General features: G+C 74.2%; 14 protein-coding genes and 1 tRNA gene. 4 read left to right on the forward strand and 11 right to left on the reverse strand.

The window, feature by feature from the left end; all coding sequences use genetic code 11:
• Nucleotides 1–4 precede the first annotated feature (4 nt).
• A complete protein-coding gene (locus JQN84_RS17635; RefSeq protein WP_204959429.1) occupies nt 5–1,981 on the reverse strand; it encodes a DUF1800 domain-containing protein in 1,977 nt (658 codons plus the stop codon).
• A 512-nt stretch (nt 1,982–2,493) separates the two neighbouring features.
• On the opposite strand from JQN84_RS17635, the gene JQN84_RS17640 reads away from it, so the two are divergent.
• A complete protein-coding gene (locus JQN84_RS17640; RefSeq protein ID WP_204959430.1) occupies nt 2,494–2,751 on the forward strand; it encodes a DUF3040 domain-containing protein in 258 nt (85 codons plus the stop codon).
• 133 nt (nt 2,752–2,884) lie between these two features.
• Here the strand turns inward: JQN84_RS17640 and JQN84_RS17645 are convergent, their stop codons facing one another.
• Genes JQN84_RS17645 through JQN84_RS17655 form a run of 3 tightly spaced genes read right to left on the reverse strand, consistent with a single transcriptional unit; the run spans nt 2,885 to nt 7,771 of the window.
• A complete protein-coding gene (locus tag JQN84_RS17645) occupies nt 2,885–3,838 on the reverse strand; it encodes an SWIM zinc finger family protein (RefSeq protein ID WP_204959431.1) in 954 nt (317 codons plus the stop codon).
• Nucleotides 3,835–7,191, reverse strand: coding sequence for an SNF2-related protein (locus JQN84_RS17650; RefSeq protein WP_204959432.1), 3,357 nt, complete (start codon nt 7,189–7,191; stop codon nt 3,835–3,837). Before JQN84_RS17650 ends, JQN84_RS17645 begins: the two co-directional genes overlap by 4 nt.
• Before the next feature lie 58 nt (nt 7,192–7,249).
• Entirely contained in the window at nt 7,250–7,771 is a 522-nt protein-coding gene (locus tag JQN84_RS17655; RefSeq protein WP_204959433.1) for a DinB family protein, read from the reverse strand.
• A 103-nt stretch (nt 7,772–7,874) separates the two neighbouring features.
• On the opposite strand from JQN84_RS17655, the gene JQN84_RS17660 reads away from it, so the two are divergent.
• Nucleotides 7,875–8,072 carry a DUF8847 domain-containing protein gene (locus JQN84_RS17660; RefSeq protein WP_088644837.1) on the forward strand — a complete coding sequence of 66 codons (198 nt, stop codon included), beginning with the start codon at nt 7,875–7,877 and terminating at the stop codon, nt 8,070–8,072.
• A 223-nt stretch (nt 8,073–8,295) separates the two neighbouring features.
• Here JQN84_RS17660 and JQN84_RS17665 read toward each other — a convergent pair whose 3' ends face one another.
• Complete coding sequence (locus tag JQN84_RS17665; RefSeq protein WP_204959434.1) at nt 8,296–9,444, reverse strand: polysaccharide pyruvyl transferase family protein; 1,149 nt, start codon at nt 9,442–9,444, stop codon at nt 8,296–8,298.
• A 562-nt stretch (nt 9,445–10,006) separates the two neighbouring features.
• On the opposite strand from JQN84_RS17665, the gene JQN84_RS17670 reads away from it, so the two are divergent.
• The gene (locus tag JQN84_RS17670) at nt 10,007–10,966 is read left to right on the forward strand and encodes a phosphotransferase family protein (protein WP_204959435.1); all 960 of its coding nucleotides are present in this window, start codon (nt 10,007–10,009) and stop codon (nt 10,964–10,966) included.
• A 206-nt stretch (nt 10,967–11,172) separates the two neighbouring features.
• Here the strand turns inward: JQN84_RS17670 and JQN84_RS17675 are convergent, their stop codons facing one another.
• The 5 genes from JQN84_RS17675 to JQN84_RS31450 all read right to left on the reverse strand — a co-directional run bounded on the left by JQN84_RS17675 (nt 11,173) and on the right by JQN84_RS31450 (nt 16,434).
• Nucleotides 11,173–11,961, reverse strand: coding sequence for an alpha/beta fold hydrolase (locus JQN84_RS17675; RefSeq protein WP_204959436.1), 789 nt, complete (start codon nt 11,959–11,961; stop codon nt 11,173–11,175).
• 155 nt (nt 11,962–12,116) lie between these two features.
• Nucleotides 12,117–12,188 (reverse strand) — tRNA-Val (locus JQN84_RS17680).
• An 83-nt stretch (nt 12,189–12,271) separates the two neighbouring features.
• Nucleotides 12,272–12,739, reverse strand: coding sequence for a peroxiredoxin (locus JQN84_RS17685; protein ID WP_204959437.1), 468 nt, complete (start codon nt 12,737–12,739; stop codon nt 12,272–12,274).
• A gap of 93 nt (nt 12,740–12,832) precedes the next feature.
• Nucleotides 12,833–13,270 (reverse strand): DUF3052 domain-containing protein, encoded by a 438-nt coding sequence (locus JQN84_RS17690; protein WP_067315614.1) that lies wholly within the window; start codon nt 13,268–13,270, stop codon nt 12,833–12,835.
• 113 nt (nt 13,271–13,383) lie between these two features.
• The gene (locus JQN84_RS31450) at nt 13,384–16,434 is read right to left on the reverse strand and encodes a thiamine pyrophosphate-dependent enzyme (protein ID WP_307821282.1); all 3,051 of its coding nucleotides are present in this window, start codon (nt 16,432–16,434) and stop codon (nt 13,384–13,386) included.
• A gap of 296 nt (nt 16,435–16,730) precedes the next feature.
• Between JQN84_RS31450 and JQN84_RS17705 the strand changes: the two genes are divergently transcribed.
• A complete protein-coding gene (locus JQN84_RS17705; protein ID WP_204959438.1) occupies nt 16,731–18,392 on the forward strand; it encodes an alkaline phosphatase D family protein in 1,662 nt (553 codons plus the stop codon).
• Nucleotides 18,393–18,448: 56 nt separating this feature from the next.
• Here JQN84_RS17705 and JQN84_RS17710 read toward each other — a convergent pair whose 3' ends face one another.
• Entirely contained in the window at nt 18,449–18,853 is a 405-nt protein-coding gene (locus JQN84_RS17710) for a YjbQ family protein (RefSeq protein ID WP_168222548.1), read from the reverse strand.
• Between the last annotated feature and the right edge of the window lie 23 nt (nt 18,854–18,876).

Here is an 18,876-nt window from a genome sequence, read left to right on the forward strand (position 1 = left end):
TGCCTCACCGCAGGTGGTGCTGGGGGGACGCGAGGATCGCCCGCGCGACGGCGGCGATCGCCCCGTCGAACGTGGCGTCGACCTTGGCGGTGGCGGACACGCCGGCCACCCCGAGGATCAGGTTCCGCTCCCGGGTCGACAGCTTCTGGTGCACCAGCCGCTGCGCCAACGCGTCCACGTACGCCCCGGCGGTCGACGGTGGCCTGGCCACCAGCTTCTCCGGCCTGGTGTAGGTGAACTGGGTGCGGCGGCCGGCGATCAGGTCGGCGGCCTCGTTCCACCCGTTGACCATCGTGCCGGCCGACGTCCAGGCGACGTAGACGTCCGGGTAGCCGTCGGGGGTGGGCTGGCCCATCGGGTACTGGCCCAGCTCGCGCAGCTTGTCGTGGATCTGGCGCAGCCCCTGGGCGAACGCGGTGCGCTTGCTGTCGCCCTGCCGGAAACCCGGCCCGGCCTGCGGTCCGACGCCCAACGTCCGGTAGGTGGCGACCAGGTACTCCATCGGCCGGCGGACCTTCTGGCCGACCGCCGCCCAGAACTCCGAGGAGCTGAACAGCGACATCAGCAGCGGCTTCACCGAGCCCTTGTTGACGATGTAGATCTGGGTGAGCCGGTCCACCAGGGACTTCGGCGGGGTGTCCGAGACGAACCGGGTGGCCAGGCTGCGGGCCACGTACCTGGCGGTCGACGGGTGCAGCGCGAGGTAGGTGAGGTACGCGTCGATGACCTGGTCGGCCTTCTTCGGGTCGGTCGAGTCGTTGGGGTGGCTGAAGCCGAGGATCTTCACCTTGCCCCGGTAGTGCCGGTCGTGGCGGAAGACGTACCTTCCGTCGTCGACGCCCCGGCCGGTCTGGAGCAGGGCGGCCTGCCGGACGTCCTTCTCGGTGTAGCCGCCGTCGACCCCGACCGAGTACAGCTCCAGGTTCTCCCGGGCCAGGTTCTCGTTGACCGCGTCGGCGCGGGAGTCGTTCTGGTTGAGGTAGAGCAGCAGCGCCGGGTGCTTGTTCGCCGCCACCAGCATGTCCGGGTAGCTGCCCATGGCGTGCTTGCGGATCACGTCCCGGTCGAACGAGTTCCGGTACGCCTCACCCCCGTCGAAGTCCGCCGCGACGTGCAGGAAGTCGTTCCAGAAGTCGACCATCACCTCGTAGAGCTGCCGTTCCGACCAGATCTGCCGGGCCAGCGTGCCGTCGACCATCTCCTTCTCCGGCTGCGCGCCCCGCTCGTTGAGCTGCTCCCGCTGGTCGCGTACCTGCTGGCTGGTCAGGGCGAGGGTGGGCAGCTCGGCGAGCTTCAGCTCGGCGGCGCTCGGCGCGATCTTCTCCGGGTCGAGCTGCTGACGCACCCAGGCGTCGATGCCCATCCGACGGATGTCGGCGAGCACCTTCGGGGTGGCGCCGAAGGTGGCCCGGCTGGCCAGGTGCCGGACCGGGTCCTTGGCCAGCACCGTCTTCACCGTCACCGGGGTATGCGCCGCCGCGTCGGCCGGGCCGGAGAAGGTCCGGCCACCGCTGGGCGAGTTCCGCTTCAGCGCCGCACCGGCCCGGGAGCCCATGTAGCTCTCGTTCTGCTCGGTGTAGGTGCGTACCGTGCTGGGCTGCTGGCCGCTCGGGCGGGCCGGCGTGCCGTCGGTGGTGGTCGCGCCGGTGGCGTCCCCGGCGGCGTCGTCGCCGAACAGGCCCCGCACCTGGGGACTCAGCGCCAGTGCCGCGCCGCCGGCCACCACGGCGGCGGTGCCGCCCAACGCGACCAGGGCGCGCCGCCGGCCGACCCGGTCGCGGTCGTCGCCGTCGTCGTCCAGGTGGGGCAGTCCGGTACCGGCCGGCTGGTGGAACGCCTGCCGGCCCAACCCCTCGGGCCCCACCCACTGCGGGCCCCGGGACACCGGCGGCGGCCCGTACGGCGCGGCCGGGACCTCGTACGCCGGGGTGTGTCCGCCGGGGGTGTGCGGTCGATGCGGTGGCACGTTCTGGTCGGCCATGTACCGGTCCCGTTTTCTTTCGATGCGCCGTACCGCTGCGACCGGGGGCGGGTGCGGCGGCGGCTGCCGGAGGAGTTGCCACGGGAAGGTAGTCAAGGGCTGAGCTGCCGACAAGGCTGGTCACGGCCGTCGGCGGGGGCACTTAAGGTGCCGCTGTGCGAGGGTGCCGGCCGGGTGGTTCCACCCCGGCCGGACCGCACCGTCCCGAGCAGGGACGACGTGTCCGGCCGCAGCCCCGCCGTACCGCTTTGGCGGTACGTGTCACGGGACGTGGCGTTCACCGGCACAGCGAAACTTAAGCCGCCGGTAAGCCGGTATTGAGGTGCTCCGCACCCGCCGACCCGGTTGCGGGCGGCCCGCCGGCCCGGTTTCGGACGGCCCGTCCCCGGCGACGGTCGGCCCGCCGCGCTGACGGCGTCCGGGGCGGGAAAGTAGCAGCAGCAGGAGGGCGTGACCGGCCGCCGCAGCGGGTAAGCCGCCGAACCGCTGAAGCCTGAGGGGAAGGCACCGCCATGCTCAGCAAAGAGGATCAGCGCAGGTTCGAACAGATCACCCGGCAGCTCCGGGAGAGCGATCCGAAGTTCTTCGCACGACTCGACCATCGGATCCGGGCCCGACGTGGGCGCTGGCTGATGCTGCTGACGGTCGTCCTGTGGGCGTCGCTACCCGCGATGACCGTCCTGGCCGGACGGACGGCGGGTGCGGCGTGCGTCGTCGTCCTGGCGGCCAACACCGGCCTGATGTGGCACTTCCGGCACCGCTGGCGCTGACCCGCGCCATGATCGGCACCACCGCCGGCACCGGCCGACGCCATGATCGGCACCAGGGGCGCGATGATGCGGGATCGCAGGCGACGGGACACCCCGACATCGCCCCACTGGTGTCGATCATGACCGCGCCGGGTCAGCCCGGGTCGAGGGCCTGGTAGGCCCGGCGCAGACGTTCCAGCAGGCCGGGGCCGCCGATCGCCGCAGCGGGCGCGCCGAGCTGCCGCAGCAGCAGCTCCGGGCCGGTGGCCAGGATGGGCGGCCGGTCCGGCAGCGGCACCGGCGACACCCAGAACCGGTCCACCGCCTCGGTGGGCGGCACGTCGGGCACGTCGGCGAGCACCCGGGCCGCCCCCGCCACCGCAGCCGGCGGCCCGCCCGGCGCACCGTCCACCACCGACGGCGTCGGGCCGGGCATGCCGGCGTCCCGCCCGGTGGGCGTGGCCGAACCGACCGCGTCGGCCCGGAGGGTACGCAGCCGGCCCAGCAACGCGTCGCGGCTGCGGCCCCGCCAGTGCAGCAACTGGAACGGGTCGGCGTCGAACGCCTCGGCGAGCAGGTAGAACGTCGCCGCCAGATGCTTGCACGGCACCGCCACGTCGGGGCAGCCGCAGCGCTGGCTCAGCTCCCCCACCGACCGGGGGAACAGGGGCGCGCCCGCAGCAGCGAACACCTCCTCCAGTTCGGCCGGCAGGTCACCGGCGAGCAGCCGGGCGCTGAAGAACGCCTGCCCGGCCAGCTCCCGTTCGACCCGGTCCCAGAGCGCGTCCGGAAACGGTGGCAGGGCGATCGTCACCGGGTACGGCCGGGGCCGGGAACCCTGCACGCTCGCCTCGACCCGCCCGGGTGACACGTCGAGCCGCAGCACCTGCCCCCGGCGCGCGTACGCCCGGCCCCGGGTGAGCCGGGTGCCCAACGCGAACGACTCCAGCACCTCCAGGAAGCGTCGGGACCACCAGGAGACCCCGATCGCGCCCCGGGTGCTACGTGCCCGCAGCCCGCCGTCGACCCGCAGGGCCGGACCGAAGTCGGCGTACCGGCCCGTCGGCGTCGAGTCGTCCGGCCCGGTGCCGGCCGGTCGGGGGGTCATTCGACCACCGCCCCAGCGTCGAGCGTGAACAGCTCCCGCAGTTGCCCGGTGGACAACTCGGTGACCCACTGTTCGCCGCTGCCCACCACCGACGCGGCCAGCCCCCGCTTGTCGGCGATCATCGCGGCCACCTTCTCCTCGACGGTGCCGGCGCAGACGAACTTGCGGACCTGCACCCGCCGTCGCTGGCCGATCCGGAACGCCCGGTCGGTGGCCTGGTCCTCCACCGCCGGGTTCCACCACCTGTCGACGTGCACCACGTGGTTGGCGGCGGTCAGGGTCAGCCCGGTGCCGCCGGCCTTCAGGGAGAGCACGAACAGGGCCGGGCCGTCCGGGGACTGGAACCGGGTGACCAGGTCGTCCCGCTCGGCCTTGCCGACCCCGCCGTGCAGGTAGAGCACCTCCCGGCCGAAGCGGGCCGACAGGTGGCCGCGCAGCAGCGCGCCGAACTCGGCGTACTGGGTGAACAGCAGGGCCTTCTCGCCGGCCGCGAGCACCTCGTCGACGATCTCCTCCAACCGTTGCAGCTTGCCCGAACGCCCGGCCAGCGGCGAGCCGTCGTGCAGCAGCTGGGCCGGATGGTTGCAGACCTGCTTGAGCCGGGTCATCGTGGCCAGCACCAGGCCCCGGCGTTCCATCCCGTCGCTCGACTCGATCCTGGCCAGCATCTCGTCGACGACCGCCCGGTAGAGCGACGCCTGCTCGGCGGTGAGGTTGCAGACCACCTCCATCTCCAGCTTCTCCGGCAGGTCACTGATGATCGAGGAGTCGGTCTTGAGCCGCCGTAGCACGAACGGGCCGGTGACCCGGCGCAGCCGGGCCGCCGCCTCGGCGTCGCCGTGCCGCTCGATCGGCACCGCGTACGACTGCCGGAAACTACTGGCCGGGCCGAGCAGGCCGGGGTTGGCGAACTGCATGATCGACCACAGGTCGGCCAGCCGGTTCTCCACAGGCGTGCCGGTGACGGCGATCCGGTGCCGGGCGGGCAGCGCCCGGACCGCCTCGGCCTGCCGGGTGGCCGCGTTCTTGATCGCCTGGGCCTCGTCGACCACCACCCGGTGCCAGCCGACCGACGCCAGCGCCACCGCGTCCCGCGCCGCCACCGCGTAGGTGGTGAGCACCAGGTCGGCGGCGTGCACCGCCGAGGTGAACGAGTCGTCCCGGGCCCGGTCCGCGCCGTGGTGCACGTGCACCCGCAACCCGGGGGTGAACCGGGCCGCCTCCCGCTGCCAGTTGCCGACCAGCGACATCGGACAGACCAGCAGGGTCGGCCCGGCGTCCGGCGGGTCCCCGGCGAGCAGGGCCAGCAGCTGCACCGTCTTGCCCAACCCCATGTCGTCGGCGAGCACCCCGCCGAGCCCGAGCGACTGGAGGAACACCAGCCAGGCCAGGCCGCGCCGCTGGTACGGCCGCAGGGTGCCCTTGAAGGCCGGCGGCGGGTCCAACGGGACGAGCCGCCGTTCGGCCTGCCCCGCCAGCAGGTCACCGAGCGGGCCGTCGGCGGTCACCTCGAGCACCGGCAGGGCCTCCGGGCGGTCCGCCCCGGCCAGCCCCATCCGCAGCAGGTCGGCCACTGTCAGCTCGCCGGAGGACCGCAGCAGCCGCAGGCCGGCGGCCAGCCGCTTCGGGTCCAGCTCCACCCACCGGCCGCGCAACCGCACCAGCGGGGTCTTCAGGGCGGCCAGCGCGGCCAACTCGTCGGCGTCGACCGTCTCGTCGCCGAGCGCCACCTCCCAGCGGTAGTCGACGAGCGCGTCCAGCCCGAGCGCCCCGGCCGTGGCGACCGTGCCCGGGGCGGTGCGGCTGCGGGCCTGCAACCGGGCACCGAGCCGGGCCGCCGGCCGCCGCCACCAGGACGGCAGCAGCACCCCGAAGCCGGCGGCGTGCAGCACCGGCGCGCCGTCGCGCAGGAACCGGTGCGCCCCCTCGACGTCCAGCTCCAGCTGTTCCGGGGCGGGGATGCGCAGGGCCCCGTCCAGCTCCGGCCAGAGCCGCCCGGCCCGGCCCAACTCGGCCAGCAGGGTCTCCTGCGGATCGCCGCAGCGGCCGGCCAGCGCCGGCAGCCGTTCCGGGTGCCGCCAGACGTCACCGGCGGCGACGTGCAGACCCGGCTCGTCGGCGGCCTGGAGACCGAACTCGATACGCCACCGTCCCCCCTGCCTGACGACCGCCGACGGGTCGGCCGGCACCACGGTCAGCGTGTCGACGATCTCGTCGTCGGCCGGCTCCACCAGCCGGAAACTCGCCCGGACCGGGCCGCCGACGGCGTCGCGCTGCCAGGCGTCCAGTTCGGTGCGGAGGGTGCCCAGCCCGTCGGGTTCGGCGGTGAACCGTCGCTGCGGGCCGGTCAGTGCCGCCAGCCACCCGGCCGTCACCCCGTCGCGCCGCCCACCCCGGAGCAGGTCGACGTCGGCCAGCGCCCGGCGGGCGGCGGCATCGGTGAGCAGATCCAGCACATCCGCGACCAGCCCGCCGGCCCCGTCGACGCCGCTGGCACCGGTGGGCACGCCGGGTCGACCGGCCGGGCCGGCACCGGCGGGCGGTGCGTCTGCCCCGCGCTGCGCCGAGGCGGGCACCCCCTCGGGGCCGGTCCGCCTCCCGGCACCGGGACGCGGGCGGGCGGGGGGCGATCCGGGGTCGACGGCGGCACGGACCGCCGGGGGCAGAGCGAGGGCCAGCGACCGGGCCCAGGCCGCGTCCGCGCCGGTGAGCAGGGGCCGCCACACCGCCCACCCGACCGCCTTCCCCGTCGACCGGCCGCCCGCCCGCCGGTCCACCGGCCCGTCGCCGTCCGGCGTCCGGTCCCCCAGACCGCGTTCTTCCGGTCTCCGGTCCACCGGCCCGTCGGAGTCCCGGCGGACGGTCGGGCGCCGGTCCGCTGGCGCGTCCCCGGGCGGGCGGTCGGCCACGCCGGGCAGCAGCCGGCCCCGGGCCACCAGGTCGACCGCGAAACCCGCCAGCTCGGCGAGGTGCCGCAGGTCGGCCCCCACCACGGCGTCGAGCCCGTCGAGGGTACGCAGCAGGTCGAACGCGTCGTCCGGGGCGTACCGGAGGACGGGGGTGCGCCAGGCGGCGAGGGTGACCGGGCCACGGGCCGGTTCCGCGACGGTGGCCGGGACCAGCTCCGGCGAGTGCAGCGGTGCGCCCGCCCGGGTGGGGAGGGTGAGCGGCACGGTGCCGGGCGGGTGGTCACCGAGCAGCGCGGTCAGGGTGCCCGGGTCGGCGGCGAAGGGGTGGGGGCGCTCACGCGGGGCCCGGCCGGGGCGGCGCGGCACCCGGGTCGGCCGGGTCGAGTCCTCCGCCCACACCGCCAGACCGGCCCCGACCAGCCACACCCCGTGGACGACCAGCACTCGTTCCCCCTCGTCGACGCCCGGGGGTCAGGATAGGGCGAGGGCCGGTCACCGTCGCTCAGACCGCGCCGGTGCTGCCGTCGGTCAGCTCACGGAGGATGTCGGCGTGGCCGGCGTGCCGGGCGGTTTCCTCGATCATGTGCACCATGATCCAACGTAGGGACACCTCGCCGAGCTGCGGCTGCGCCACGACATGGTCCAGCGGGAACCGGGCGGCCAGCTCACGGGACCGGGCGCAGGCCCGCTCGTAGGCGTCGGCGAGCTGGTCGAGGGTTTCCCCCTCGGCCAGGGCGAAACTGGCCGCCGCGTCCTCCTCGGAGGTCGGGAAGACGTCGCCGGGGGCCGGATCGAGCAGGAACGGGAACCAGTTCCGCTCGACCAGGGTGAGATGCTGCAGGATGCCGGCCAGGGTGGTGGCCGACGGCACCAGCCGGCGGGCCGCCTCGGCGTCGCTCAGGCCCCGTGCCTTGCGCAGCACGATCGCCCGGTGGAAATCGAGGAACGCGTCGAGCACCGCCCGCTCGTCGCCGGTGCGGGCCAGCACCGGGGCGAGCGTCGGATCGATCTGGATTTCCGCCATCAGCGGACGATAGCGGTGGCCGTGCCGTCCCGCTGTCCCCCCGGCGAGCCCACTGTCGTCGGCAAACCCTGCGGGCCGGCGGCCGGCTTGGCAGGATGGGCGCATGGCTGCGACGGTACGGATTCCCCTGGCGGACGGCCCGGCTGACGGCGAGGCGGTCGACGTCGAGCTGGACAGCAACGAGCGTCCCCCGCTGACCCACCACCACCTCGGCCCGCAGGGTCTGGTCGACGCCCAGATCTACGAGTTGGAGTCCGCTGGCGACCAGTGGCGCTACCGCTGGCGCGGCCCGGCCGTCTGACCCGACCGGTACGACCGCCCCCGACGGTGCCGGTCGTGCCGGTTCTCAGCCTTGGTCGTGCCGGTCGTGCCGGAGCCGGCCCTGGTCGTGCCGGTCACCGGTGTCGGGCGGACCGGACGGTCGGGGCCGCCGGTGAAGGCGGTCCCGACCGTCAGGTCCGCCAGTGTGACGGCGGTCCGTTTCGTTGGGGTCGCCGGTCAGGCGGCCATCCGGGGGTCGCCGGTCAGGCGGCCATCCGGGCCAGGGTGCGCGAGCGCAGGCCGTCCAGTACGGCACGGGTGACCTGGGAGGTACCCCGGGCCTGGTCGCACACCTCGGCGACCCGGCGGGCGGTGGCCTCGCGGCGGGCGTCCCGTTCGTCCCAGAGCCTGTCGACCTCCGCCAGCAGCGGACCCTCCACCTCCCGTTCCACGCCGCGCAGCGCCGGCACCCCGAGCCGCTGGGCAAGATCGAAGACCTTCCCCGCGTACGGCAGGGGCAGGAACGGGGTACCGACCATCGCCGCGAATATCAGGAAGTGCAGCCGCATGCCGACCGCCAGGTCGAAGTGCTTCATCAGGCCGAGCACCTGCCGGGGCGAATAGTCGCCGTGCAGGATGCGCCCCCGGTCGGCGGCGATCATGTGGGACAGCACCCCGTGCGAGTGCCGGATGTCGTCGCGTTCCATCGGGACGAACAGCACGTGCGCGTCGATCCGCTGCACCAGGAAGTCGCCGATCTGGGCGAGCAACCGGTGGTACCCGTCGACGTCCAGTCGTTCGGCCGCCCGCCCCGGCTCCCGGACACTCAGCCCGACCAGCCGCTTTCCGGCGGGAACCCCTTCCTCGCGCAGCAACCGGGCGGGGAAGTCCTCCGGCTCCAGCAGGAACGCCGGGTCGGCGGTGACGGTGATCGGATTGAGCAGTCCCGCCTCCTCCAGCACCATCCGGGACTCCTGGTCGCGGACGGTCACCTCGGTCGCCCCGGCCAGCGTCTCCCGGACCATGCCGGTGTCCACCCCGTCGTTGAGCGGACCGACACCCACCGCGTACGTCAGCAGGGGCAGACCGCGTTCCTGGGCGACCCGGACCACCCGCAGGTAACGGCGGGCCTCCTTGTCGTACAGGATGCCGCCGCCGCCGAGAATCAGCAGGTCGAGTTGGCCGAGCACCTCGGCCGAGTCGACCCGGCTGACACCCTCCCAGGGCACCGCCTCGACGTCGGGATGGGCCAGCGCGGTGTGCGCCGGGTTACGGGAGAACACGATGATCCGCGCATTCGGCTCCTGCTCCCGCAGATCGGCCAGCAGACCGGTGAGGATCGCCTCGTCCCCCAGGTTCCGACCGCCGTACGAGCCGAGCACACCGATGGTCAAGCCGGTGGGACCCCTCATCCGTCACTCCTCCCCAGGACCGTCCCGCCGCGCATTCCCCCTCCCACCCCACCCATGCCCCGACCCCGCTCCCCTACCGCTCCGGCTCCCACCCCGGCCCCGGCCCCACCCCTGGCCCCGGCGATCAAGAGGTTTGCGTCAACCCATCCGCTGTTTCCGCCCCAAACCTCTTGATCAGCCGGCGACAACGAGGGAGTGGACGGATGACCAAGAGGTTTGCGTCAACCTGCACCGCCCGGCCGACCCAAACCTCTTGATCAACAGGGACAACAAGGGAGTCAGCGGTTGACCAAGAGGTTTGCGTCAACCTGTACCGCTTGACTGACGCAAACCTCTTGATCAACGGAGACATCGACGACGGCGGAGGGGTGATCAAGAGGTTTGCGTCGGTTCGGGACGGGCTGTTGACGTAAAGCTCTTGATCACGGAGGGGGCCGGGGCGAGGAGCAGAGGCTGAGGTGGGAGCGGGAGCTGGGCCGGGGGCGGGTGGGGGTGGGGTGGGGGTGGGGTGGGGTGGGGTAATCGGGTTGCTGGGGGTGGGGGTGCTCGCCAGGGTGGGGGGATGGCGGGTATGGGTACGGGCGGGGGCAGGATCGGGTGGGATGAGCTGCCCGGGCATGTCCGGCAGGCGGTGGAGCGGATCATCGGTGACCGGGTGGTCGGGGCGGTCTCCCAGCCTGGCGGCTACTCCCCGGGCACCGCCGACCGGGTGCGGACCGCCGGTGGTCGACGGGCGTTCGTCAAGGCGGTCAGCCCGGCGCAGAACCCGGACACTCCCCGGATGCACCGCGCCGAGGCCCGGCACACCGCCGCAATGCCCCTGTCGGCACCGACGCCCCGGCTGCTCGGCTGCCACGACGACGGCGAGTGGGTGGCGCTCGTGTTGACCGACGTGGACGGACGACACCCGTACACCCCCTGGCGGGACGCCGAACTCGACTTGACGCTGCGTACGCTGGAAACCCTGGCCGGGACGCTCACGCCGAACCCGGTGCCGGACACGCCGACCGCCGCCGAACGGCTGGCCCACGATTTCGGCGGCTGGCGGCGGATCGTCGCCGACCCGCCGCCCCGGCTCGACCCGTGGGTCACCGGGCACCTTGACGAGTTGTGCGCGGCGGCCGACCGGGGGCTGACCGGGCTGACCGGGGACACCCTGTGCCATCTGGACGTGCGGGCCGACAACCTGTTGATCGGCCCGGACGGCACGGTCACCGTGGTGGACTGGCCGTGGGCCTGCCGGGGCCCCGCCTGGCTGGACACGGCGTTGCTGCTGGTCAACGTACGGTTGCACGGCGGGCACGACACCGAGGCGCTGCTGCGCCGGCTGCCGCTCACCGCCGGGGCCGACCCGGCCGCCCTGACCGGTTTCTACGCCGGGCTGGCCGGCTTCTTCACCGACAGCGCGCGCCGCCCGCCGCCGCCCAACATTCCCACCGTCCGCGCCTTCCAGCAGGCCCAGGCCGACGCTCTGCTGCCCTGGCTGCGCCACCGCCTCTCCCGCCCGCAGAATGCTGGCTGATCAAGAGGTTCGCGTCACCGCCAGCGGATTCCGTGACGCAAACCTCTTGATCAACGCGGACGGGCGACGGAAGGCAGCGCGCGGACGGGCGATGGAAGGCAGCGCGCGGATGGGCGACGGAAGCAGCGCGGGGACGGGCGACGGAAGGCAGGGCGCGGACGGGCGGGCGGTGGAAGGGGCGCGGGCGGGGGGAGAGAGGCCGGGGGTCAGTGGAGTTGGTGGGTGAGGAAGGGGAGAACGAGGTGGGGTAGCAGGGGGGTGGTGGGGATGTCCTGGTGGGTGAGGCCGGGGAGGATCGCGAGGCGGGAGGTCGGACGCGAGGTGCCGTCGCCGCCCGGGTCACGGTGCCCACCGCCGAGCAGCCCGTAGAACTCGGCCATGTGGGCGACCGGGATCGCGTCCGCGTCGGCGAAGACCAGCAGGGTCGGTACGGCCAGCGCCGCCACCTGCGGTGTCCAGTCGTACTCGCGGCGGAGCAGGTCACCGGTCTTGGCCCAGAGCACCGGCCAGTCCTGCGGCCGGGGGGCGATCCGCGTGTAGAGCTGGTGCGGGGGCGTGCCGCGCATCCGTTCGCCGGCCCGCTCGTCCTGGCCGGACATGGCGGCCAGCACCCCGGGATACCAACCCCGCCGCCGGAACGGGGTGGAGACCAGCACCAGCCGGCGTACCAGGTCCGGATGCTGGACGGCGGTCCGCAGCGCCACCCCGCCGCCCAGGGAGTAGCCGAGCAGCTGCGCCCCGGGCAGGCCGAGGTGCCGCAGCAGCGCGGCGACGTCGTCGGCCATCGTCTCGTAGCGCAGTGGACGGTCCACGTCGGCGGTCCGACCGTGCCCCTGAAGGTCGACCGCGATCACCCGACGGCGGTGGGCCAGCGCCGGCAGGATCGGGGCGAACATCTCCGCCGCGCCGTAGCCGCCGTGCAGCAGCACCAGCGGGGGTCCGTCACCGTGTTCCTCGTACCAGAGCCGCAGCCCGTTGACGTCGGCATAGCTCACCGGGGTCTCCTCCGACCTGCTCCAGGCCTCGGGCCGGCCGGGGACGCCCTGACGGCGACCCCGCGGACCTGCGGCGGGACGGGCGCGGGGTGGGAGGGGTACGGGCGCGTCGGCAGGGCCGGTGACCTGCGGGTTCGCGGTGGCGCAGGGGTGGGTGGGCGCGGCAGGTTTCGAACCTGCGACCCCCCGCTTGTAAGGCGGGTGCTCTCCCACTGAGCTACGCGCCCGGAACGCCCGTGCGGGCGGGCCGGTGGCTGGCAAGCTTACCTGCCGGCCGCCGGCCCGTCGCAACGGTATGCCCGGAGACCGGTCAGGCGGCGACCGTGTCGGCGAGGGCCTTGCGCCAGCTCTGCTGGTCGCGCGCCTCACCCGGCATGTTCATCTCGGCGAACCGGACGATGCCGGCCTTGTCGATGACGAAGGTGCCCCGGTTGGCGATGCCGGCGAGGTCGTTGAAGACGCCGTACGCCTGGGCGACCGCCCCGTGCGGCCAGAAGTCGGCCAGCAGCGGGAACTGGTAGCCCTCCTTCTCGGCCCAGATCTTGTGCGCGTAGATCGAGTCGACGCTGACGGTGAGCACCTGCACGTCGTCGTTGACGTAGTCGTTGAGGTTGTCCCTCACCTCGCACAGCTCGCCCTGGCAGATGCCGGTGAAGGCGAGCGGGTAGAAGACCAGCAGCACGGTGCGGTTGCCCCGGTAGTCCGAGAGCCGTACCTCCTGGTTGTTCTGGTCCTTCAGCAGGAAGTCGGGTGCCTCGGCACCAACCTCGATCGGCATGCGAACTCCTTGGGTCGAGTCTGAGGTGGGTCCAGCCTGCCACACCCGTGGGCGATGCCCCGGGTGCGGGATTGCTCAGTCGCGTACGGCCTACTACTTGCGGCCCTTGGATCCGCGGCGCAGCACGAGCCGGGCACCGCTCCAGTCCTTGCCGGCGTTGAGGGTCGAGGTCTGCTGGAGCCCCGCGGTCTGCGCCGACTCGGCGACCTCGCTCGGCTCGACGTGCCCGTCCCGGCCGGCCTTCGGGGTCAGCAGCCACACGACTCCGGCGTCGGCCAGCGGACCGAGGGCGTCGACGAGGAGCTCGAAGAGGTCACCGTCACCGTCGCGGTACCAGACGAGCACCGCGTCGACCACCTCGTCGGTGTCCTCGTCGACCAGTTCTCCACAGCGGTCGGTCAGGGCGTCCCGGAGATCCTGGTCGACGTCCTCGTCGTACCCCATCTCCATGACGACCATGCCCGGTTCGATCCCGAACCGGTCCGCCAGGAGACGTACCCCGTCGGCGGCCTGACCAGCGGTCGCGCTCACTGTCGCGTGCCTCCTCATCTCGTCCCTGCCCGGCGGCGTCGCGGTGACGCCGTCAGGCAGAGTCCACACAGTTGTGGTCCGTCGCGCAAGTGGCGCACCGGGTGGAACGGAATTTACCGTGCCAGCAGCGTACGGGCACCCTGGGTAATGGCATCCTCGGAGACCAGGACCTGACGGGCAGCCGGACCTAATGGTACAAACGAGTCAACTGCCGCCACCCGCCGCGCCGCCCCCACGTATCCCGCGTCGACCAGCGCCGCGAGAATGCCCTCGCCCACCCCGCCGGAGCGCCGCGTCTCGTCCACCACCAGCACCCGCCCGGTCACCGACGCCTCCCGGATCAGGTCCGCCACCGGCAGCGGAGCCAGCCACCGCAGGTCCACCACCCGGCAGCCGATCCCCTCGTCGGCCAGGGTCGACGCCGCCCGCAGCGACATCCGCACCCCGTTACCGAACGTGACGATGGTGACGTCCTCGGCGGAGCCGACGCCGTACACCCGGGCCCGGCCGATCGGGGCGTGACCGGCAGCCCAGGCGGACGGCTCGGCGTAGGCACCAAGCCACTCACCGTCACCAGGCTCGTACAGGTCCCGGGTGTGGTAGAGCGCGATCGGCTCCAGGAAGACCGAGACCGTGCCGTCCACGACCGCGGCGGCCAGGCAGGTCCGCAGCAGCGGCCCGGCGTCGTCCGGCCGCGCCGGCACCGCGACCACCAGACCGGGCACGTCCCGCAGTACGGCCACCGAGTTGTCGTTGTGGAAGTGCCCCCCGAACCCCTCCTGGTACGCCAGCCCCGGCACCCGCACCACCATCGGGTTGCGGAACGCCCCCTGCGAGAAGAACTGCAACGTGGCCGCCTCGCCCCGCAACTGGTCCTCGGCGTTGTGCAGGTACGCCAGGTACTGGATCTCCGGCACCGGCAGCATCCCGGCCAGCCCGGCGCCCAGCCCCAGCCCCAGCACCGACGTCTCGTCCAGCAGGGTGTCGAAGACCCGGGCCGCCCCGAACCGCTCCCGCAGCCCCTTGGTCACCCCGTACACCCCGCCCTTGGCGGCGACGTCCTCGCCGAAGACCGCCAACTGCGGATGGCTGAGCATCCCGTCGGCGAGGGCCGCGTTGATGCTCTGCGCGAGGGTCAACGGGCCGGCCAGTTCCGGCGGCTTGCCGCCGAACGCCTCCGCCCGGCCGGCCGCGTCCGGTCCGGCCGCCCGCTGGGCGGCCTGCGCCACGGCGGCGGCGACCCGCGACGGCCGGCGCGGCGACAGCGGGGCCACCACCTCGGCCACCGCGGCCAGCTTCGGCTCGTCGAGCACCTCCTCGGCGGTCCGTCGCACCTGCCAGCCCCGCTCGTCGTAGCGGGCCAGCAACTCCTCCCCGGTGGCCACCCCGGCCTCGACGAGCAGCCGGGCGGTGGCCAGCACCGGGTCGCGCGCCTCGTCGGCGGCGATCTCGGCGGTGCTGCGGTACGCCTGCTCGGCGTCGGCACCGGCGTGGCCCAGCAACCGCACGGTACGCAGGTGCAGCACCGCCGGGCGACGGTGCCGCCGCACCCAGCCGGCGGCCTCGGCGGCCACCGCGTGCACGGCCACCGGATCAGTGCCGTCGGCGGTGAAGTACCGCACCCCCGGCCGGGCCCGCAGGGTCCGCTCCACCCAGCCCTCCGGTGACCGGACGCTGATGCCCAGGCCGTTGTCCTCGCAGACGAAGAGCACCGGGATCCGCAGGCCGGTGTGGTCGTACCAGCCGGCGGTGTTGAAGGCGGCGGTGGCGCTGGCGTGGTTGACCGAGGCGTCGCCGAACGAACAGACGACGATGGCGTCCCGGGGCCACGGCGAGCGCGGCGGGCCGTCCGGGTCGTCGCGCCGGCCGGCGGTGTCCATCCGGCGTAGCCGCTCCACGGCCAGCCCCAACCCGACCGCCCGGGGCAGGTGCGAGGCGATGGTGGAGGTGGTCGGCACCACGGCCAGGTCGGCGCGGCCGAAGACCTTGTGCCGGCCCCCGGCGATCGGGTCCCGGGTCGAGGCGACCATGCCGCGCAGCACGTCCCGGGCCGCCCCGGCGTACGCCTCCTGCCATCCGTCCCGGTCCGGGCCGCCCGCCGGGTCGGCCACCGCCGGCTCGGGGCGAGGGCCGGTGGCGACGGAGGTTCCGGGCCCGACGTCGGCCGGGTCTCCCGCCGGGCCGGACGGGTCGGCGGCGGAACCGGCGGACGTGACGGTCTGAGCGGAACCGGCGGACGTGACGGTCTGACCGGTGGGGACGGCTGCTACCGGGGTGGCGGTCCGCTGGCGGGGCACCGGCTCGGCGGTGCCGTCGGCACCCACCCGGTAGGCGACCGCTCCGGCCGGGGACGGCGGCACGGCGAGGCCGTCGACCGCGTCCGGCGGGCCGGCGTCAGGGGTTCCCGAGGACGCGGCAACGGCGTCCGGCAGACCGGTCGACGGGCCGGCGGCGTCCGGGGCTCCGGGCGGCGCGGCGACGGCGTGCGACGCCCCGGTGACCGCCGGGGAACCGGGCGCGTCCGGGTGACCGGGCCGGGAGCCGGCGTCCGGACCTGCGGCGGGCGGGCCGGTGTGGTGCGCTCCGGCGGGCGCGGGGACGTCGTCGACCGCCGGGTGGCCGCCGTCGGTGGGGGCGGCGGCCGGCCGACTGCCGCCGTCAGGGGTGTCGGCGGGCTCATGGACGCCGTCGGGGGTGTCGGTCGGCTCATGGACGCCGTCGGGGTCTCCGGTCGACGGCTGGTCGTCGGCGTCCGGGTCGTCGGCGTCCAAGTCACCGGTCGCCGCCGCGAGATCCCCGCCGGTCCCGGCGTCGCCGCCGGGGAAGTCGCCGGCGGCCTGGGCGGCGCGTAGGCAGTAGAACGCGCCGGAGCGGTAGTGCAGCAGGGCGGGGTCGGTGGGGCGCAGCGCGGCGGCCACCGCCGCGTTGGCCTCGTGCCCGGCCGAGCCGATCGTGTAGAAGCCCTCGTCGAAGCTGCGCAGCCACCGCGCGGCCAGGTCGAGCTGGCGGCTGGTCACCTGCGCGTCGAACAGGGCGAGCACCTGTCGCCCGGTCAGCGCGGCACCGGGCCGGACGGGTTGCCCGGGGTCACGCCGCCGCTCGGGCTCGGGCAACGCGCCCAGGGTCTCCCGGAACCGGTCGTCGAGATCTTGCGGGGTGGTCACGCGATCAGCATTACCGACGGAGGCCACGGTCGCCCAGTCAGACACGACCCGACCGGGCCACGACGCCGGGCCGCACCCCGCTGTGGACGGTCCCCGTGGGGCACCGTCCCGCCCCGTTTCCGCAGTGTGGACAGCCTGCCCGCTGGTCGGGCGACGGGCCGGCGCGGCGGGCACCCGGTCCGCCGGACGCTGTTCGGCTGCCGGAGACGGTGCCGGTCTCCGATCGTCACCTGACGGCCACCGTGGGTCGCGACGCTGCCGGGGTCAGGAACGCACCGGACCCTGGGGAGGCTCCCATGGCACTGTCCCGACGTACCGTCCTGCTCTCCGGCGCGGCGCTCGGCGCGGTCGGCGCGACCGGCGGCCGGTCCACGCCCGCCGACGCCGCCGACGGCCGTCCCGCCCGGCCGGCGGTGCCGGCCCGGCACCGGCCGCTGGTCTGGCCGTTCACCCTCGGGGTGGCCTCCGGTGACCCCGACCACCAGGGGGTGGTTCTGTGGACCCGGCTGGCACCGCAGCCGTTGGCCGAGGACGGCCTGGGCGGCATGCCCGGCCGGACGGTCGAGGTGCAGTGGGAGGTCGCCGCCGACGCACTGTTCCGGCACGTCGTCCAGCGGGGTACGCAGACCGCCCGGCCCGAGGCGGCGCACAGCGTGCACGTCGAGCTGACCGGGCTGCTGCCGGGACGGGAGTACTTCTACCGGTTCCGGGCCGAGGGGCACCTCTCCCCCACCGCGCGCACCCGGACCGCGCCCGACCCGGCGTCCCTGCCCACCGCGCTGGCGATGGGTTTCGTCTCCTGCTCCCACTACGAGCAGGGGTACTTCACCGCGTACCGGCGGCTGGCCGAGAGCGCGCCGGAGCTGATCCTGCACCTCGGCGACTATCAGTACGAGTACGCCAGGGAGTATGGTCCGGACCGCCCGCGCGGGCACGAGGGGCCGGAGACCCGGACGCTTGCCAACTACCGGCAGCGGCACGCCCAGTACAAGACCGATCCGGATCTGCAGGCGGCGCACGCGGCGGCCCCCTGGGCGGTGATCTTCGACGACCACGAGGTGGAGAACAACTGGGCCGGCGCGGTGCCGGAGGAGCCGGACCCGGACTTCCTGGCCCGGCGGGCCGCCGCCTTCCAGGCGTACCACGAGAACATGCCGTTGCGGCGGTACTCGGTGCCGCGCGGTCCGGACATCGCGCTGTACCGGCGGTTGCGCTGGGGTCGGCTGGCCACCTTCCACCTGCTCGACACCCGGCAGTACCGGGACGACCAGGCGTGCGGGGACGGCTACCGGGACTGCCCGGCGGCGGCCGACCCGGGTCGCACCATCACCGGGACGGCGCAGGAGCAGTGGCTGCTGGACGGGTTCCGCCGCTCCGACACCCGCTGGGACCTGCTCGCCCAGCAGGTGTTCTTCGCCGCCCGCGACCGTGACCCCGGGCCGACCCGGCTGACCAGCATGGACGCCTGGGACGGCTACCTGGCCTCCCGGGACCGGATCACCAGGGGCTGGGTGGCCGCCGGGGTCCGCAACCCGGTGGTGCTCACCGGCGACGTGCACGCGCACTGGGCGGCCGACCTGAAGCTGGACTACCTCGACCCGGCGGCGCGGACGGTCGGCACCGAGCTGGTCTGTTCCTCGGTCACCTCGGGCGGGGACGGTTTCGACTCGGCCAGCGGCTCGCACCCGTGGCTGCGGACCAACCCGCACCTGCGGTTCCAGAACGACCTGCGCGGTTTCGTCCGGACCACGATCACCCCCGCGCAGCTCAGTGCGGACTTCATGGTGCTGCCGTACGTGAGCCGGGCGGGTGCGCCGGCGTACCCCCGGGCGTCGTTCGTGGTCGAGGACCGGGTGCCCGGCCTGCACCAGACGTACGACCGGCCGCCGTCCACCGCCCGCGTCCGGCCGGTGGACCGGGACCGCTACACGGTCGAGACGGAGACCGGGCTGCGCTGATCGCGGCCGGTCGGGGCCCTGGGGGCCGGCCGGGCGTCGGCCGGGGCCGGGGCGGGTCAGCCGGGGAGGAAGGAGAAGCGGACCTGGCGCGACGGGTTGTCGCCGTTGGGGTCGACCAGGCAGACCGACTGCCAGGTGCCGAGTTGGAGCCGGCCGCCGAGCACCGGCAGCGTCGCGTACGGCGGGACGAAGGCGGGCAGCACGTGGTCGCGGCCGTGGCCGGGCGAGCCGTGCCGGTGCCGCCAACGGTCGTCGGTGGGCAGCAGGTCGTCCAGGGCCCGCAGCAGGTCGTCGTCGGAGCCGGCGCCGGTCTCGATGATCGCCACCCCGGCGGTGGCGTGCGGCACGAAGACGTGCAGCAGGCCGTCGCCCTGCCCGGCGACGAACCGTTCGGCCTCGGCCGTGATGTCGGCGACGGTGGGACGGGAACCGGTCCGGACGGTGATCACCTCACTGCGCATAGGGCGGATTCTGCCGCATGCGT

The sequence above is a fragment of the Micromonospora humidisoli genome, assembly GCF_016900955.1.
Lineage (GTDB): Bacteria > Actinomycetota > Actinomycetes > Mycobacteriales > Micromonosporaceae > Micromonospora > Micromonospora wenchangensis.

What these genes read in the sequence shown, in the direction of transcription:
- JQN84_RS17685 (WP_204959437.1), bottom strand. Translation starts at nt 12,739, where the DNA reads ATGCCGATCGAGGTTGGTGCCGAGGCACCCGACTTCCTGCTGAAGGAC.
- JQN84_RS17670 (WP_204959435.1), top strand. Translation starts at nt 10,007, where the DNA reads ATGGCGGGTATGGGTACGGGCGGGGGCAGGATCGGGTGGGATGAGCTG.
- JQN84_RS17640 (WP_204959430.1), top strand. Translation starts at nt 2,494, where the DNA reads ATGCTCAGCAAAGAGGATCAGCGCAGGTTCGAACAGATCACCCGGCAG.
- JQN84_RS17710 (WP_168222548.1), bottom strand. Translation starts at nt 18,853, where the DNA reads ATGCGCAGTGAGGTGATCACCGTCCGGACCGGTTCCCGTCCCACCGTC.
- JQN84_RS17705 (WP_204959438.1), top strand. Translation starts at nt 16,731, where the DNA reads ATGGCACTGTCCCGACGTACCGTCCTGCTCTCCGGCGCGGCGCTCGGC.
- JQN84_RS17660 (WP_088644837.1), top strand. Translation starts at nt 7,875, where the DNA reads ATGGCTGCGACGGTACGGATTCCCCTGGCGGACGGCCCGGCTGACGGC.
- JQN84_RS17655 (WP_204959433.1), bottom strand. Translation starts at nt 7,771, where the DNA reads ATGGCGGAAATCCAGATCGATCCGACGCTCGCCCCGGTGCTGGCCCGC.
- JQN84_RS17645 (WP_204959431.1), bottom strand. Translation starts at nt 3,838, where the DNA reads ATGACCCCCCGACCGGCCGGCACCGGGCCGGACGACTCGACGCCGACG.
- JQN84_RS17665 (WP_204959434.1), bottom strand. Translation starts at nt 9,444, where the DNA reads ATGAGGGGTCCCACCGGCTTGACCATCGGTGTGCTCGGCTCGTACGGC.
- JQN84_RS17635 (WP_204959429.1), bottom strand. Translation starts at nt 1,981, where the DNA reads ATGGCCGACCAGAACGTGCCACCGCATCGACCGCACACCCCCGGCGGA.